Source organism: Halomicrobium sp. HArcel3 (genome assembly GCF_058933135.1).
In genome coordinates, this window is sequence record NZ_JBZYDN010000011.1 from 13107 (window position 1) to 28275 (window position 15169).

Here is a 15169-nt window from a genome sequence, read left to right on the forward strand (position 1 = left end):
GGGCCCGTGGCGACGGTGGAGCCGCGTTTCGTCTGTAGCCGAGGCGAAGCGAGCGCACGCGTTCCCGCCTTGCCCCCTTCGAAGCCGGATAGGTCCGGTGATGGGCTAGTAACCGCGTTTCCTCCGCCTCAGCGTAGAGTTATACGACTCTCTGCTGATTGGATACTATACGTAACTCGGTTACGAAGGGTTACGACAAAACAGATCATACAACGATGGCAGAACTCACCCTACTCAACGGACTCGTCGGCGGACTGGTCGCAACGATCGTAATGACCGTTTTCATGATGGCACTCGGGGACGACTCCCCGCCGCCGACGGCCCTGTTCTGGTCGAAGTACGTCGGCGACGGTGAACCGGACGAGTACGTGCCTCAGGGGATGGCGCTACACATGCTGTACGGCGTCATCGGCGGCGTCGTCTTCGTCGTCGCCCTCCCACTCCTCGGCATCGGTATCGGCTCGCTGACGACCGCGGTCCTGTTCGGCCTCGCGTACGGGTTCGTCCTCTTCCTCGGAGCCGCCGTGTTCTGGATGAAGGTCGTCCTCGCCCTCGACCCGGAAGTGCCGATGGTCGCAATGTTCCTCTTTTTCCACCTCGTCTACGGGACCGTGCTGGGCGTCTGGCTCCAGCTCGGTCTTCTGTAAACGGGATCTGAACGACCGGACCGCCGGCTCAATCCCCCGTCTCCGCCAGCTCGGCGAGTTCGTTCGCCTGGCTGATCGCGTCGATGACCTTGCTCGCGAGGCCGGTGACGTCGTCGGCGTAGGCCTGCGTCGTCTCGGCGATTTCGTCGACGCTGCCCGACGTCTCGACCGCGCTGTCCGCGATGGCGTCGAGGTCCCCCACGGTGTCGGTTATCGAGGCCGTGGCGCTCTCCGTCTGCTCGTCGACGTCTCTGATGTGTTCGATGGTGTCCGCCGCGTCGGTCTCGACCTGGTCGACGATGGACTCGATGCTGGTGGCCTGTTCCTGGGCGTCCTCGGCAAGCGACTTGACCTCGTCGGCGACGACCGCGAACCCGTCGCCGTCCTCGCCGACGCGGGCGGCCTCGATGGAGGCGTTCAGCGCGAGCATGTTGGTCTGGTCGGCGATCTCGTTTATCATCGAGGTGATCTCGTCGATCTCGGCGACCGTCTCGCGGAGCGATTCGAGTTCCCGGCAGGCGATGGCTGCCGCCTCGTTGGCCGCCTCGACGTCCTCGTAGGCGTTCCGGGCGGAAGACTGGGCCGTCTCGGCCAGGCTCGCCGTCTCCGAACTCGACTGGTTCGCACTGGCGGCCCGCTGTGAGAGGGTTTCGATGACGTCGCTGGATTCGCTGAGGTCGGTGCCGATGACTGATAACAGCTGGGCGTGTTCGCTGACCAGGGGTTCGGACCGCGCCGGCCGGTCCGAGCCCGCCGCCCGTTCGGTGCGGCCATCCGAAGAGTTTCCTTGTTTCATACGTTCTCCTATCGGTTGTGGACGAGTCGACTCACGGTCAAAAACGACGCTCGATAGTGCACTGGGAGCACATTCTCCAGTCGCTAATTTATGTGTGGGGGTCCGATTATCAGTCGCAATGTCCGATCACGACGAACACGCCTGTGACTGTGGCGAGACCTTCGACACGCTCGACGAACTGAAATCGCACGCCCAGGAGAACCATCCCGAAGCCTACGAGGAGAACTTCGGGGAGTAGGCGCACCGTGCCCGAACTCGGCCGACCGTGATCGGACGTTGTTCGGAATCCACTACCGGCCCAGACGACCGGCGACGTTCCCGACCCCCTCGGTTCCGCCGGTTGTCGGGCCGAGTCCACCGCGGCGACGCAGTACCACGCTCCATTTTTGACTGATTGAACCCGACGGCTCTCTTCACGTACTTTGGTTGACTGTCTCTCGATAGCGGCGCAGCGAGTCGTCACTCCACTTCAGTGCCACGCTGGAACCGTCGTGAGCGCACCGTCGGCCGCCTGCCCCGTCTCAACAGTCGACCAGGGAACAGTCGAAGACGAACGACTCCTGCAACTGGTCGATCTCGTCGGCGATCGTCTCGATGGCGGGGCGATCGCCAGGCGACTCACCCTCGTAGGTGTACACGACTTCGGCCTCGTCGGCCCGAGTGTCCAAGATGACGGTCTCCGGCAGGCGGCCGACGAGGTCGTGGACCTTCCCCAGTGCGCCGAACTGCGTCGGCTGGTCGAACGTGTCCGCGACGTCCTTCTCCGGGTCGGCGAGGAGGGGGAAGGGTAGTTCGAACCGGTCTTGCCACTTCTCGGCCCGTTCGACCGGTTCGGGAAGCACCGGGAGGACCACCGCGTTGAGTTCGGAGAACTGTCGCGCCTCCGCGGCGAGCGTCTGCACCTGCTGTTTGCACTTCGGACAGTGGTAGTCCCGTAACAGTAACAGCACCGCGAAGTCGACAGTCTCGACGACCTGGTCGAGTGAGAGGGGGTCCGGCCCGACGCCGACGTTCTGGAGTTCGAAGTCCGGTGCCACGGCCGCGCTGTCGGGACGATCCGGCGACGACATACGCGACAATCGGACGCCAAATATATCAAAACATTGTAACGTTGTGGTAACGAACCGAGGAAGTCCTTACCGGAGTACCTGGGCGTAACCGCGTGGCGTCAACCGAATGTCTCTCTTCTCAGGCGACGACGAACTCGGTCACCAGGACGACCAGGCCGACGATGGCGAAGACGACGCCGAGGCCGACCTCCATGAGATCGCTGGGGACGTACTTCCCGGCGCGGGTACCGACGGTGCCGCCGACGAGTACGCCGGGGACGGACCAGGCGACGACGTACCAGACGGGCGCCGCGGTCAGCGCGTGGACGAGCGCCCCAGCGGTCGCCGCGATGGCCAGGACGAACACGCTGGTCGCCACGGCGACTCGTGGGGGGATCCGACACCGGAGGACGAGCTGGGTCGTGACGAGCTCGGGCAGGCCAGCGCTGATGAGGCCGGTGACGAACCCGCCGACCGTCGACAGTGCGAGTCCCGGCGGTCGCCAGCAGGTGTCGTAGGTGAACGTCTCCCCGTCGGCCGCTTCGATCCGCGTCGTGCCGCGGCCGGTGTTCTTCTCGCGAAGAAAATTTCCCTCGCGCTCGCCGGGTTCGCACTGCTCGGGCGGGTCGTAGTAGACCAGGAATCCACCGAGGACCAGCAGGCCGACGCCGAACAGTCCCTTGAGTATCGCGGTCGGGACGACGTGTGCGGCCAGCGCGCCGGCGACGACGGCGGGGACCGCACCGAGCAACAGCCACTTCGCCGTCCGGAAGTCGACGACGCGCTGGTTCACGTACGAGCGCAGTCCATTGCCCATCCCGAACACTTCCGTCAGCAGGCCGGCGCCGATGGCCTGGGAGGGCGAGAGGCCGACCACGAGCATGAAGAAGGGGCTGAAGAACAGCGCCCCAGAGACCCCCGAGGCCAGTGCGACCGCCGAGAACAGGATCGACGCCGGGAACACCCACCAGTGGGCGTAGAACTGGGACGTGAACGTCGCGTCCGGCCACGGAATCCCGCCAGACTGGCCGACGGTGGCCATTTCGAGTGCTGTGAGCGCACCACCCACAGCGCCTGCGCCTGCCGCTGGCTGGGCGACGAGGACTGCTCCGGTGAGAGCCACGATCGACCCGGCGACGTACCGTCGCATTCACTCGAACAGCTCGGTGATACGCTCGTCCTCGGGCGTCCACCCGACGAACTCGCCGCCCTCGAAGGGGAGGTCGACCGAGGCCACGTAGTTGCAGAGGCCGACGTAGAAGTCGACGAGCAACCCGACTGCGACGATCTCGGCGGGGGAGTACGCGCCCGCCAGCGCGGCGTGGATCTGGTCGGTCACCTCGCCCATCGCGACGGCCTCGGCGTACTGACAGAGGACGAACTCCGCGTCGTCGAAGCCGGAGAAGTCGCGGCCACCGATGGACCGAATCTCCGTGGTCTCGACGCCCGTGCCCCGCGCGATGTCCACGTGCTGGTGCCACTCGTACCGGGCGTTACGCGCACGGGCGACGGTCAGGATAACCAGCTCCTTCCGGCGGGGCGTGAGCTGGTCGTACAGCGTCTCGAGGTACTCCAGCGTCGCCTCCAGTATCTCCGGGTTGTGCGCCCACACGCGAAAGATGTGCCTGTCGCCGAGGTAGTCGTCGGTGAAGAGGTAGTGGTACTGTTCGGGAATCTCCTCCCTGGATCGCAATTCGAGTCTGCTCATACCGGCGATTCGCACACCCGAAATATCAATCGTCGGGCACGTGCCGGTAACCCCGTTACGCCGAACTCCCCGTGCTGGCGAATCGCAGTTCTCACCGGGTTACCGTTGGCTAACCTGGTGAGGGTTGGTTAGCGAACGTATTTGAGTTACGATACGTAATCCACTCACAGGAGGTAATCACATATGGCAGTCGGAAACGCTGACGGCGACGAGGAAAGCGAATACCACACGGTCGGCGTGGACGCGGCGGAGTTCCAGCGGTACGCCGTGGTCACGATCCCGAACGACGAGGTCGTCGTCTACGACCAGGACGACGAGAACGCGTGGATCCAGTCCGATACCTCGGTTCGTCTCGAATCGAACCTCTAGTCCGGGATCGTCGACTTCGACCCGGTCCCCTTCTGCCATTCTAGACGGTTTGCTATCCGCCCGCGTGGACGTCGACGGTAGCGCGGATCGATTGCAGTTGTCTCACGTAACCGAGTTTCTAGTAGTAACCTCTATTGTGCCCCGGGCCGATGGAGTGACATGGAGAACGCCGCGGACGACCCCTTCGAGAAACTCGAGGTCTGGTGTGCGGGGAACGACTGGTGTCCGGTCACGACGACGGCGACGCTGATCGGGAAGAAGTGGCACCCCGTCATCGTCCACCGGTTGCTCGAACACGGCCCGAGCGGCTTCAACGAACTCAAGGAGAACGTCGACGGCATCTCGAGCAAAGTCCTCTCGGACAGCCTGGACGACCTCGAAGACAATCAGCTGGTCGCTCGCGAGATCATCAGCGAGAAACCGTTCCGCGTCCACTACTCGCTGACCGACCACGGGGAGTCCCTCCAGCCGGTCATCTACGCGATGCGTGACTGGGGCAAGAAACACCTGAAGCGGCCTGAACAGGCCGAGGACGAGGATTCCCCGGACTGACGTTCTGTCGATACACGTCTCGCTCTGTCACCAACACGGCGGCGCACCTCACGCAGGTTAGCCACCGGTAACTGACTAACGGGATCGTTCGGGAACTGATACCATGGGACGCACCGAACCTTCGACGATGACAGACACGCCTCCCCGGTCGGACGACGGCGAGACCAGCGCCGCGGCCCACGTCGATTCTGTGGCCGCCTTCGAGGAACTGACGGCGTCGGACGGGACCGTCCTCGTCGACTTCTACGCGGACTGGTGCGGACCGTGTCAGCTGATGGCGCCGACGGTCGACGACCTCGCCAGCGAGAGCGCGGCGACCGTCGTGAAACTCGACGTCGAGGCGGTCCCACAGGTCGCCGCCACGTACGATGTGCGGTCCATCCCATCGTTCGTCGTCTTCGAGGACGGGACCCCGACCGAACGGCTCGTCGGGATGCAGGAGAAAGACGCGCTTCGGGCAGCTATCGAGTGATGTGCGTCCGGGCGGTCGATACTTCGGCGCTACCGTGTCAGCCGCGTCCAGTACTCGTCGGCGAACGGCGACGCGTACGGAATATCCAGCGACTCGTAGACGCCCGCTGGGACTGCGATGTCCGCGAGAAAAAGACCAGCGGTGACGGCGGTGAGACCGGTCTTGGGCAGTGCGAGCGTGAGGACGCGGTCGGGGTCGACGGCCGCCCCCGCCCGCTCACCGGTCGTCGCGTTCAGGCCCGACGGGACGTCGAGTGATAGCACCGACGCGTCGACGGATTCCAGTTCCTCGACGAGCCTCGCGGCGGTCCCGCGGAGCGGCCCGTCGAGGCCGTACCCGACCAGCGCGTCGACCACAGTCTCGGGGTCCCGTCGCGAGAGTACTTCGGCGCCAACCTCGACCGGGACGTCCATCGCGTCGAGCGTCTCGAACTGGGTGCGCGCTGCCCCGTCGAGGTCGTCGGGGTCGCGGTCGAGGACGACCGAGACGGGCGCGTCCCGGTTCGCGAGGTGGCGCGCCGCACACAGTCCGCCGCCGCCGTTGCCGCCGCTGCCAGCGAGGACTGTCACTGGTCCCGCCGCGACGTCCCGGACGTGCCACGCCAGGTTCCGCCCCGCGTTCTCCATCATCTGCAACAGGGCGACGCCGAACTCCTCGACCGCGACGCGGTCGACCGCTCGCATCTCCGCCGCCGTCACGGCCGTCACCGACTGCCCGTCCGTCGTGGTGAACGCGTCGGTCTCCATGTCTCCTCTGAAACCCGCGCCGCCATTGGCTGTTGCGCCATATTCTGACGTCTGCCTCGGTGCCTGTGGGTACCGATCGGCGGACGATGCCGGCGTTACTTCTTGGTGAGTTACAATTACACCCGTGGCGACCCCACTCTCTGGTGTGAACGTCAATGTCTGACGCAGACTTCGACCTCAGCGCGCCCGAACTGGCGCCCGAGGACCTCCTTCGCATCGAGGACCCGTACTTCTCGCCCGAGACCGTCGCCATCGTGACCGGGGCGGCGTCCGGTATCGGTCGCGCGACGGTCGTCGCCCTCGCGGCTAACGGCCTCACCGTGGTCGGCGCCGACGTCGACGAGGACGGCCTTGCGGGGACCGCCGACCTCGTCGACGAGTTCGACGTCGAGGGCGAGTTCGTCGAGTCGCCGACCGACCTGACCGACGACGGCGACGTGGAGGCGGTCGTCGCGGCCGCCGCCGAGGCGGGGACGCTGCGCTTCGTCGCCAACATCGCCGGGTTGCAACACATCGCGAGCATCGCCGAGTTCCCCATGGCAAAGTACGACCTGCTGACCGACGTGATGCTCAGGTCGCCGTTCAAGATGGCCCAGGCCGCGATCCCCCATATCAAGGCGACCGAGGACGGCGTCGGCGCCGTCGCGAACATGTCCTCGGTCCACGGCCACTACGCGACGAAGAACAAACCAGCATACATCACCGCAAAGCACGGCATCACCGGTCTCACGCGCGCCATCGCCGCCGAAGGCGGGGGGACGCTGCGCGGATTCTCGGTCAGCGTCGGCTACGTCCTGACGCCGCTGATGGTCGACCAGATAGCGGACACCGCCGAGGAACGCGGCATCTCGGAACGGGAGGTGGTCGAGGACGTGATGCTCGGCCAGGCGCAGACGAAGGAGATGATGACGCCCGCAGAAGTGGCCAACCTGTTCGTCTTCGGCTTCACCTCGCACGCGAGTCACCTCAACGGCGCGGACCTCCTGTTCGACGGCGGCTACACGCACACGTATGAGTGACACTGAGTCGTCGGCGGACCCGACGCGCGTCGCCATCGCCTGCCAGGGCGGCGGGAGTCACACCGCGTTCACCTGTGGCGTCCTCCGAGAACTCCTCGCCGACTGGGACGAGCAGTACGAGCTCGTCGGTATCAGCGGGACCTCCGGCGGCGCGTTCAACGCCCTCGCGGTGTGGTACGGTCTGGTGACGGGCGACCGGGCGAAGGCCCGCCGCGTCGTCGGCGCCCTGTGGGACGACCTGGCCGCCGACGGCGTCCAGGACCGGTGGACGAACGCCCTCGCGAAGAACCTCTCGCTGATTGAGAGCGCCGGCTTCCCGATGCCGAGCGTCAGCCCGTACCAGATCCCGGGTCCCGAAACCGGGAAGCGACGGATACGGGAGGTCCTGGAGCGGCACATCGACTTCGACACGATTCCGGCCCTCTGCCGGGGAGAGGCCCCGGAACTCGTCGTCGGGACGGTCGACGTCAACGCCGGCGTCTTCGAGACGTTCACCAACGAGGCGGTCACCGTCGAGGCGGTGCTCGCCTCCGCTGCCGTGCCGAACCTCTTCCAGGCCGTCGAGATCCACGGTCACCACCACTGGGACGGTCTCTTCTCGCAGAACCCACCAGTCGGCGACCTGATGCACCTGCCCCCCGCCCGGAAGCCGGAGGAGCTGTGGATAATCCAGATCAACTCCCAGGCGTTCGAGGGCGTCCCCTCCACCACCGACGTCATCGCCGACCGCCGGAACGAGCTCTCCGGGAACATCTCACTCAACCAGGAACTGGGCTTCATCGAGCAGGTCAACGAGTGGGTCGCGGACGGGAAGTTGCCCGCCGACGAGTTTCAGCAGACTACCGTCCGCCGCATCAACATGGGCAAACGCTTCTCTGCCGCGACGAAAGTGGACAGGGACCCCGCGTTCCTCACGGAACTCCGGGAGCTCGGTCGGCGACGCGCCACGGAGTTCCTCGCAGCAGGGAACTCCTTGTGAACCAGCGAGAAGTCGCCGCACCCGTTCTGGTGGCATCCGCACATCTCGACGTGACTCTGTTGACATCCTCCCGCGCCTGAAGACGCGGGAATCCCACGGCACCGTACCGCTACGTTGGGATATTACGGTTCGCGGTTCGTAACCTGTTCTCGTGGGGCGAAACAGCCCTCACTGCGGTCGAACAGGTGAACCGCTGGCTGTGCCAACCAGCCGTTATCCCTATCGCCGCCATCCGTGGCGAGACTCGGGAGTACCTTTTGCCGAATGTTCTCCGCACCGTTCACGTCCGCGTTCGCAACCGTATCGCACGCCTCACATACGTACAGTCCACGTTCGACACGCTGGTTCTCGTCCACGTGGCCGCACGCCGAACACGACTTCGACGTATCGCGTTCCGACACCACCACCACGTCGATGCCTTCGGCTTCCGCCTTGTAGTCGAGAAGCGTCGTGAAGCGGTCGAACGCCCACCCATGTAAGTCGAGATTTCCGTGGTCGCCCCAGTTCCGAGGGTCGCCGTTCTCGTCGTCCTCACGAATGCCACTGAGATCGCCGACGACAACGGTTCCAACACTCCGCTCGACACACTTTGCCACGATCGCTTTCGAGAGGGCGTGCAAGAAGTGCGTCCGGCGACCCGTTCGTTTGCGGTCAAGACGGGTGGCCTCTCGGGACGAGGAATCGTCGCACCTGGCTTTCTTCTTCGTGAAGTAGTATTCGTCCGCTTTGAGTGCGCCACCGGGATACAACACAGCCTCGCCGCCGAAGGAGACGGCGGCAAAATTGCAAATCCCGAGGTCGACACCGGCCACTTCCTCGCCCGGCGAGTCCGGGTCGATGGTGGTGCGACAGACGAATTGAAGCCGCCACTCGTCGCGCGTGTAGACGGCGCGAACCTGTTGAATATCCCACTCGGTCAGGTCGACGTCAGGACGTGTCTGGTACTCGCAGAGGATGAAGTCCGAGCGGTGGTCTTTGAGATTGCGGCCTTTCGAGAGGCGAACGCGGGCGTACTGTGCGTCGTGCTTGAAGCCAGCCGCTTTGAACGACACGGTTGAACGCGGGTGGGAATCTCCGTGTTTGCGGTAGCCGGGCGGTCGGGCACGGTCGTCGCCGTTCCGACGCTTGCCGAACCAGCCATTGAACGCTTCAGCGAGTTCTTCGAGAACGCGCTGACTGGATTGAGAATGTAAGTCCGTGTAGCGTTCGTGACCTTTGAGTTCGGCTTTGAGTTCCCCGTCATCGGGAATCTCGCCCGTTTCGTCCCACTGTTCCTGTGTGTAGTAGCGACCGACGTTCCAGAGTTTTGAGGCGGCCCATCCGAGTCGATCGAGGTCGTCACGAACCTGACGCTGGTTCGTGATGGTCGCCTCGAATGTACGGATGGTTCGACCCATTTTCTGCCCCCATAACCGGTTATGTATGCCATTTTCTTGATAGTGTTGGTTGGCGTGGAATATCCAGACTCGCCATCGAATGTGGATCGTGTCGGAGTTGTCGGATTCATCCTGCGCCTGAAGGCGCAGGTATTCTCCTCGATTCTTTATAAGGTATTCTTCCGTCACTACCGGTATGGTCTCGAACACGCGCCTGTACGGCGCTGCTATCGCGTTCGCGTCTGGCCTCTACTCCGTCTCGAACGCGTCCGCCGCATCGAGAATGGGAACGAGCGGGTGGTTGATGCTCGTCCTCGGAACCATCGTCGTCCTCCACGGTATCGTCCTCCTGACGCCGTACGCTCACCGACTCGGTGACGCCAGCGGCCCACTGATGATCGCGTACTCGCTCGTGATGCTGCTGAACCAGGCGCTCCTCGGTACCGGGATGATGGGAAGCGGCAGTGGGATGGGGATGAACGACGGAATGGGAATGGGCGACGGGATGGGGAGCAGTGCGATGACTGCCGGGATGGGCTGGGACGCCGGGATGGTGACGCTCGCGCTCCTCATGCTCGTCAGTGGCCTGCTCATGACGCGCGGTAATTCCATGGCCGACACCGCCGACGGGATGTGAGACGCCGTCGACCGTCCCTCCTCGTTCGTTTCGTGGCGATACACGCCGCTGCCGGCCGCCCCTTCGCGGCCACGATTCCTTCGGGCACGGCGATCGCACAGTCGCGGAATTCACATCCCCCTGAAGCCCGTCGACGACGAACGCGATGATAGTCATCCACGCCACGTTCCCCATAGACCCGGACCACCACGACGAGGCGACGGACCTGATGCAGGAACTGGCCGAACATTCGCGTGCCGAAGACGGTGTCAGCCAGTACAGGGTCGCGGCGGACATCGAGGACCCGAGCCTCTTCCGATTCGTCGAACAGTACGAAGACGAGGCGGCGTTCGCTGCACACGGAGAGACGGACCACTTCGAACGGTTCGAGGCGGCACTCCCGGACCTGCTCGCCGGCGAACCGACCGTCACCCGGTTCGACGTCGACTCGGCGACCGACCTCGAACTCTGAGGGGGCGCTGGACGCCGCCGTTCCCACTGGCGGTTGAGACGCGTCACTGACGTCGTCGGTATTCGCCCGGCCCGTCGCTGCTGTCGACCTCCACCGTGTGTGGGCCGACGAACCGTCCCTCGGTCTGATAGAAGGTGAGGTCACTTCGACTGCGCGCGCGGCGGGCCTTCGCTTCGGCCGCCTCGGTAACGGTCTGGATCATGTGGTCGACGATCTCCGCGAACGCGACGCCGTCGACGGACGCGTCGATGCCGAACGAACCGGCGTGACGGACGGTCTCGGCGACGTCCGTGCGGTGGATGAGCTTCTTCGTGGGGTTACAGCCCCGGTTCAGACAGGTTCCACCGAGTCGTCCGCGCTCGACGAGTGCGGTGTCCAGTCCCTCGTCGGCCGCCGCGGCGGCGACCGCGTTTCCGGTCCCGCCGCCGAGCACGATGATGTCGTAATCGGTCATGCTACCCGTTCCTTGGGCGCTCAGTCGGGAGGTTCTTTCCCCGGGAGTGCGGTCTGATCGCCGACCCGGCGACCGTTTTTCTGACGTCCGTTCGTATCACTTCGTATGAATCGACAGTCGTCCGGCCGACGACACGCACCCTCGACGGCGGCAGGTCCCGTGAGCGGTGACCGATACCTCCCCATCGAGGAGTACGGCTTCGTCGGGAACCTGGAAACCGGCGCGCTGATCGCCGCCGACGGCTCGGTCGACTGGTTCCCGTTTCCGCACGTCGAGTCCCCGAGCATCTTCGCCGCTATCCTCGACGCGGACAGTGGTGGATACTTCCGGGTCGGCCCCACCGATGGAGCGAAGGGGACGCAGCGGTATCTCGACGGGACGAACGTGCTCGAGACGCGGTTCGAAACCGACGACGGCGCGCTCACGGTGACCGATTTCATGCCCCCTGCCGGGGCCGTCGACCACCCGAAGAAAGTGCTCTACCGGAAGCTCTCCTGTTCCGAGGGCACGATGGACGTCGAACTCGCGTTCGACCCGCAGTTCGACTACGCGCGCGCCGACCCATGTTTCGAGTGGACGACGGCCGGGCTACAGGCAGCAGGTCCGGACGAGCAAACCACGCTCGAAACCGACTTCGAAATCGACCTCGACCGTGACTCGGTGCGAGCGACCGGGACGACCACGCTCGAATCCGGAGAGACCGAGTGGGTGCTCCTCCGGTGTACGGGAGCGGCGGACGCGAACGCGGACCCCCCGGCCGCGCTCTCGGACACGGTCGCGTACTGGCGGGAGTGGGGACACCATTGCCCGTCCGAGGCGGAGTGCGTCTTCGGTGGGCCGTGGCACGATCACGTCGTTCGGTCCGGACTGGTCCTCAAGCTCCTGACCCACGCCGAGTCGGGCGCCATCGCCGCTGCGCCGACCACCTCACTGCCAGAGGACGTCGGTGGCGTTCGAAACTGGGACTACCGCTACAACTGGCTGCGGGACGCGGGCTTCACCGTCCAGGCCCTCTCGAACCTCGGCCACGTCGACACCGCGGTGGACTACGTCTCGTGGTTCCTCGACCTCTGCGAAGCGACCGAACCGGAAGCGATCCAGCCGCTGTACGGCCTCCACGGCGAGGACGACCTGTCCGAACGCGAACTCGACCACCTGGCGGGATATCGCGACTCGCGACCGGTTCGCGTCGGGAACGGCGCCGCCGACCAGCGACAACTCGACATCTACGGGGAGTTCATGCTCGCAGTCGACGAACTCCACAACCACGATCGCTGCCTCTCGGACGAGGAGTGGTCGATCGTCTGCGACGTCGTCGAGTACGTCACAGCGGTCTGGAACGAACCCGACGCCGGCATCTGGGAGGTCCGCGACGGTCCGAAACAGTTCGTCTACTCGAAGGTCCTCTGCTGGGTCGCGCTCGACCGCGGTATCGCCATCGCGAGCGATCACGACTTCGACGCGCCCCTCGACGAGTGGCGCGACGTACGGGGAGCGATTCGCGAGTCGGTGCTTGAGAGAGGCTACGACGACGAACTCGGCGCCTTCGTCCAGACGTACGGCGACGGGCAGACGATGGATGCGACCGGACTGCTTCTCCCGGTCGTGGGCTTCCTCCCTTTCGACGACGAGCGAGTGCGGGGGACGATCGACGCCGTGGAGGAACACCTCCTGGAAGACGAGGTGCTCGTCAGACGCTACGACGGTACCGACGGATTACCGGGGAGTGAGGGGGCGTTCGTCCTCTGTGCGTGCTGGCTCGTCGACGCACTCGCCCTTTCGGGCCGCGTCGAGGAGGCTTGCGACCGCCTGGAAACGCTGGTCGAATACGTACACCCGCTCGGCTTACTCTCCGAGGAACTAGACGTCGTGGACGGGACCTACCTCGGGAACTACCCGCAGGCGTTCAGCCACATCGGCCTCGTCAACAGCGCGCTCTACGTCGGTGCGGCACAGGGCGAGGACCTCCCCGGTCCGCCACCGATGGGGATCCGTCTCGGGGATCCGGTCGGCATCGACAAGTATTGAGACCGACGGCGCGACCGGACGAGCGATGACTTCACTGCCGTCAAAGCGGCGGTGCTGGCGTACTTCGACGAGGAAGCGTCGTCTGTTTCCAGTCCGGACGGCGACAGTCAATAGAACGCGTCGGGTCCGTGGGCGTCCTGCCAGGCGAACGCGAACAGTCGCCGGGCGGGAACGCGCGTGAGTTTTCGACCGTCTGTACTGTGGCCAGTGGTTCCGTCCCAGATGGCTCCGTCAGCCCGAAAGCCGTCGCCTGTTGGCTCGAACTCCAGTCCGGGATTCTCGAACGCGTGAATCCCGTCCTCGGTCGCGAACACGACGACGTCGATACCGCCGATCGAGTCGGTGACGACTCCGCCCGCCGCTTCGATGTGGGGTAGTGGGTACCCGACTGCCTCGTCGTCGTATTCGATCCCGAGTACGACGGTCTTCGCGTCGACGTCGTCTCGATCCCACGACCTGGGTTCGCCAGCACCGCGCATTCCGTACAGGCCGAACGCGTCGCCCGCCGCGTACTGCTCGTACGGAGCCATGTCGTACTCGGCGGCGGGATCCGTTTTCGTCGTACCGCTGCCGGTTCCCCGAACCGGTTGCAGGACGACGCCGTCGGGATTGTCGCGTCGGAAGCGCTGCCAGGACGTCATCGGCGAGGAGCGCGCCGCCAGGCGGGCCCCCTCGAACGGTCCGGCGATCCCCTCGCCAGTCGGCTGCTTCCACTCCGATCCGGTCTCCCGGTCGTACATGACGAGCGCATCGTCGGCGAGTTTGCCGGACGTTCCGAACGTCAGCGTCCGACCGTCGACGACGGGGTCGTAGACGACGGCGCTCCAGCAGATCGGACACCACGTGACCGCGATGGGCCGACCGTCGACCTCGTCGTTGACGATCTCGTGGTAGCTGAGGATCCGAACCGGGTACGCCCGCGCTGGGTCACCGTCCACTACGATCACCTCGTCGTCGTCCTCGCCGAAGTACGCCGACCCGAACGTCGGCTCGTCGATGCTCGGGATCGCGTCCCGCGGGAGGACGTTCCGGATCTGCATGCCAGTACGTACTGTTTCAGCGCGGAAAGCGGTTACCGCGACGGAGGACGTTTCGGCCGCCCGTCGAAGGAATGCCTCCGCACCGCTCTCAGGTGTGGACGGAAGCCAGAGCGCCGCGGACGTCACCACGAGGCGACAGTCCGTCTCCAGGATAGACTAGACGCTGGGTGACGAATCGTGGCAGGCCCGCGTTCCCCGTCCCCGGACGGGTAGTCAGTGCGTAGGGCCGCGTTATACAAAACCACGAAGGTGGGGAGAGAAATCACCAGCCAGGGAGTCACCATTTCCGACTGCCGTCACGGCCTCGTGTATCGCTCGCAGACGCTCCCGAGCTGTACCATCGACAGACCGGCTGCATCCTCGGCGACTCTCTGAAAGTCGATTCGAGACTGTCCTGGAACTTCGCGACGATGTCGGGGCTCGGCGCTACCGCATCGAACGTCGCGAGCGTGAACTCGGTCGCGACCAACTCGCCAAGCAAGGCGGTGGCGAGCCACGACTTCCCGGTTCCGGTGGGCTCGTGCACCAGGACTCCGTGCGTCTGGACGACGCTGGGGGGTCGACCAGCGGGTCGATGACCGCCGTTTCGAGGAGGGCGATATCGTCGACCAGTCCTGCAGTGTCGTCGAACGTCGTGATTGGAGGGCCGCGAACGTCAGCGGGGGTCGTCTGTCGGGCCTGCGTCGTCGGCGTCACTGGTCGCTTCGTCGCCTGGTTCCTCGTCGGTCGTCGTGGCATCGCCCGTGGTGACTGTGCGGGAAGTCCTCGATACCGCTTGTCGCCCTGTCCGTTACGTGTGTGCCACGCCGACTGGACGGGACGGCCCAGAGGGCCGGACGAGCCCAG

17 protein-coding genes are annotated in these 15169 nt (G+C 65.1%); 9 read left to right on the forward strand and 8 right to left on the reverse strand.

Going from position 1 to position 15169, the window contains the following annotated elements:
* The first annotated feature begins 215 nt into the window (after positions 1-215).
* Positions 216-647, forward strand: coding sequence for a hypothetical protein (locus AC5FRV_RS19425; protein WP_493562744.1), 432 nt, complete (start codon positions 216-218; stop codon positions 645-647).
* 28 nt (positions 648-675) lie between these two features.
* Here AC5FRV_RS19425 and AC5FRV_RS19430 read toward each other — a convergent pair whose 3' ends face one another.
* From AC5FRV_RS19430 to AC5FRV_RS19445, 4 genes are all read right to left on the reverse strand, one after another.
* Positions 676-1443: a methyl-accepting chemotaxis protein gene (locus AC5FRV_RS19430; RefSeq protein ID WP_493562745.1), complete on the reverse strand. Its 768-nt coding sequence runs from the start codon at positions 1441-1443 to the stop codon at positions 676-678.
* 521 nt (positions 1444-1964) lie between these two features.
* A complete protein-coding gene (locus tag AC5FRV_RS19435) occupies positions 1965-2513 on the reverse strand; it encodes a peroxiredoxin family protein (RefSeq protein ID WP_493562746.1) in 549 nt (182 codons plus the stop codon).
* A 118-nt stretch (positions 2514-2631) separates the two neighbouring features.
* Positions 2632-3534, reverse strand: coding sequence for a sulfite exporter TauE/SafE family protein (locus AC5FRV_RS19440; RefSeq protein ID WP_493562836.1), 903 nt, complete (start codon positions 3532-3534; stop codon positions 2632-2634).
* A 108-nt stretch (positions 3535-3642) separates the two neighbouring features.
* Complete coding sequence (locus AC5FRV_RS19445) at positions 3643-4200, reverse strand: carboxymuconolactone decarboxylase family protein (RefSeq protein ID WP_493562747.1); 558 nt, start codon at positions 4198-4200, stop codon at positions 3643-3645.
* 183 nt (positions 4201-4383) lie between these two features.
* On the opposite strand from AC5FRV_RS19445, the gene AC5FRV_RS19450 reads away from it, so the two are divergent.
* The 3 genes from AC5FRV_RS19450 to trxA all read left to right on the forward strand — a co-directional run bounded on the left by AC5FRV_RS19450 (position 4384) and on the right by trxA (position 5593).
* On the forward strand, positions 4384-4569 hold the full coding sequence (locus tag AC5FRV_RS19450; RefSeq protein WP_493562748.1) for a DUF7331 family protein: 186 nt from the start codon (positions 4384-4386) through the stop codon (positions 4567-4569).
* Between the two features lie 159 nt (positions 4570-4728).
* Positions 4729-5121 (forward strand): winged helix-turn-helix transcriptional regulator, encoded by a 393-nt coding sequence (locus AC5FRV_RS19455; protein WP_493562749.1) that lies wholly within the window; start codon positions 4729-4731, stop codon positions 5119-5121.
* A gap of 127 nt (positions 5122-5248) precedes the next feature.
* Entirely contained in the window at positions 5249-5593 is a 345-nt protein-coding gene (gene trxA / locus AC5FRV_RS19460; protein WP_493562750.1) for a thioredoxin, read from the forward strand.
* A 29-nt stretch (positions 5594-5622) separates the two neighbouring features.
* Here the strand turns inward: trxA and AC5FRV_RS19465 are convergent, their stop codons facing one another.
* Positions 5623-6339, reverse strand: a complete 717-nt coding sequence (locus tag AC5FRV_RS19465; RefSeq protein WP_493562751.1) for an NAD(P)H-hydrate epimerase — start codon at positions 6337-6339, stop codon at positions 5623-5625.
* A 155-nt stretch (positions 6340-6494) separates the two neighbouring features.
* Here AC5FRV_RS19465 and AC5FRV_RS19470 point away from each other — a divergent pair, with 155 nt between their 5' ends.
* Positions 6495-7358, forward strand: a complete 864-nt coding sequence (locus AC5FRV_RS19470; RefSeq protein ID WP_493562752.1) for an SDR family oxidoreductase — start codon at positions 6495-6497, stop codon at positions 7356-7358.
* A complete protein-coding gene (locus AC5FRV_RS19475) occupies positions 7351-8337 on the forward strand; it encodes a patatin-like phospholipase family protein (protein ID WP_493562753.1) in 987 nt (328 codons plus the stop codon). Before AC5FRV_RS19470 ends, AC5FRV_RS19475 begins: the two co-directional genes overlap by 8 nt.
* Positions 8338-8459: 122 nt before the next feature.
* Here the strand turns inward: AC5FRV_RS19475 and AC5FRV_RS19480 are convergent, their stop codons facing one another.
* Complete coding sequence (locus AC5FRV_RS19480; RefSeq protein ID WP_493562754.1) at positions 8460-9734, reverse strand: RNA-guided endonuclease InsQ/TnpB family protein; 1275 nt, start codon at positions 9732-9734, stop codon at positions 8460-8462.
* 175 nt (positions 9735-9909) lie between these two features.
* On the opposite strand from AC5FRV_RS19480, the gene AC5FRV_RS19485 reads away from it, so the two are divergent.
* The gene (locus AC5FRV_RS19485; RefSeq protein WP_493562755.1) at positions 9910-10350 is read left to right on the forward strand and encodes a hypothetical protein; all 441 of its coding nucleotides are present in this window, start codon (positions 9910-9912) and stop codon (positions 10348-10350) included.
* A 145-nt stretch (positions 10351-10495) separates the two neighbouring features.
* A complete protein-coding gene (locus AC5FRV_RS19490) occupies positions 10496-10801 on the forward strand; it encodes a putative quinol monooxygenase (protein ID WP_493562756.1) in 306 nt (101 codons plus the stop codon).
* Positions 10802-10844: 43 nt separating this feature from the next.
* On the opposite strand, the gene AC5FRV_RS19495 is transcribed toward AC5FRV_RS19490, so the two are convergent.
* On the reverse strand, positions 10845-11255 hold the full coding sequence (locus AC5FRV_RS19495; protein WP_493562757.1) for an FAD-dependent oxidoreductase: 411 nt from the start codon (positions 11253-11255) through the stop codon (positions 10845-10847).
* A gap of 105 nt (positions 11256-11360) precedes the next feature.
* Here AC5FRV_RS19495 and AC5FRV_RS19500 point away from each other — a divergent pair, with 105 nt between their 5' ends.
* On the forward strand, positions 11361-13283 hold the full coding sequence (locus AC5FRV_RS19500; RefSeq protein WP_493562758.1) for a glycoside hydrolase family 15 protein: 1923 nt from the start codon (positions 11361-11363) through the stop codon (positions 13281-13283).
* Between the two features lie 107 nt (positions 13284-13390).
* On the opposite strand, the gene AC5FRV_RS19505 is transcribed toward AC5FRV_RS19500, so the two are convergent.
* Positions 13391-14323: a DUF3179 domain-containing protein gene (locus AC5FRV_RS19505; RefSeq protein ID WP_493562759.1), complete on the reverse strand. Its 933-nt coding sequence runs from the start codon at positions 14321-14323 to the stop codon at positions 13391-13393.
* Positions 14324-15169: the final 846 nt, after the last annotated feature.

What these genes read in the sequence shown, in the direction of transcription:
- AC5FRV_RS19425 (WP_493562744.1), top strand. Translation starts at nt 216, where the DNA reads ATGGCAGAACTCACCCTACTCAACGGACTCGTCGGCGGACTGGTCGCA.
- AC5FRV_RS19430 (WP_493562745.1), bottom strand. Translation starts at nt 1,443, where the DNA reads ATGAAACAAGGAAACTCTTCGGATGGCCGCACCGAACGGGCGGCGGGC.
- AC5FRV_RS19435 (WP_493562746.1), bottom strand. Translation starts at nt 2,513, where the DNA reads ATGTCGTCGCCGGATCGTCCCGACAGCGCGGCCGTGGCACCGGACTTC.
- AC5FRV_RS19440 (WP_493562836.1), bottom strand. Translation starts at nt 3,534, where the DNA reads ATGGCCACCGTCGGCCAGTCTGGCGGGATTCCGTGGCCGGACGCGACG.
- AC5FRV_RS19445 (WP_493562747.1), bottom strand. Translation starts at nt 4,200, where the DNA reads ATGAGCAGACTCGAATTGCGATCCAGGGAGGAGATTCCCGAACAGTAC.
- AC5FRV_RS19450 (WP_493562748.1), top strand. Translation starts at nt 4,384, where the DNA reads ATGGCAGTCGGAAACGCTGACGGCGACGAGGAAAGCGAATACCACACG.
- AC5FRV_RS19455 (WP_493562749.1), top strand. Translation starts at nt 4,729, where the DNA reads ATGGAGAACGCCGCGGACGACCCCTTCGAGAAACTCGAGGTCTGGTGT.
- trxA (WP_493562750.1), top strand. Translation starts at nt 5,249, where the DNA reads ATGACAGACACGCCTCCCCGGTCGGACGACGGCGAGACCAGCGCCGCG.
- AC5FRV_RS19465 (WP_493562751.1), bottom strand. Translation starts at nt 6,339, where the DNA reads ATGGAGACCGACGCGTTCACCACGACGGACGGGCAGTCGGTGACGGCC.
- AC5FRV_RS19470 (WP_493562752.1), top strand. Translation starts at nt 6,495, where the DNA reads ATGTCTGACGCAGACTTCGACCTCAGCGCGCCCGAACTGGCGCCCGAG.
- AC5FRV_RS19475 (WP_493562753.1), top strand. Translation starts at nt 7,351, where the DNA reads ATGAGTGACACTGAGTCGTCGGCGGACCCGACGCGCGTCGCCATCGCC.
- AC5FRV_RS19480 (WP_493562754.1), bottom strand. Translation starts at nt 9,734, where the DNA reads ATGGGTCGAACCATCCGTACATTCGAGGCGACCATCACGAACCAGCGT.
- AC5FRV_RS19485 (WP_493562755.1), top strand. Translation starts at nt 9,910, where the DNA reads ATGGTCTCGAACACGCGCCTGTACGGCGCTGCTATCGCGTTCGCGTCT.
- AC5FRV_RS19490 (WP_493562756.1), top strand. Translation starts at nt 10,496, where the DNA reads ATGATAGTCATCCACGCCACGTTCCCCATAGACCCGGACCACCACGAC.
- AC5FRV_RS19495 (WP_493562757.1), bottom strand. Translation starts at nt 11,255, where the DNA reads ATGACCGATTACGACATCATCGTGCTCGGCGGCGGGACCGGAAACGCG.
- AC5FRV_RS19500 (WP_493562758.1), top strand. Translation starts at nt 11,361, where the DNA reads ATGAATCGACAGTCGTCCGGCCGACGACACGCACCCTCGACGGCGGCA.
- AC5FRV_RS19505 (WP_493562759.1), bottom strand. Translation starts at nt 14,323, where the DNA reads ATGCAGATCCGGAACGTCCTCCCGCGGGACGCGATCCCGAGCATCGAC.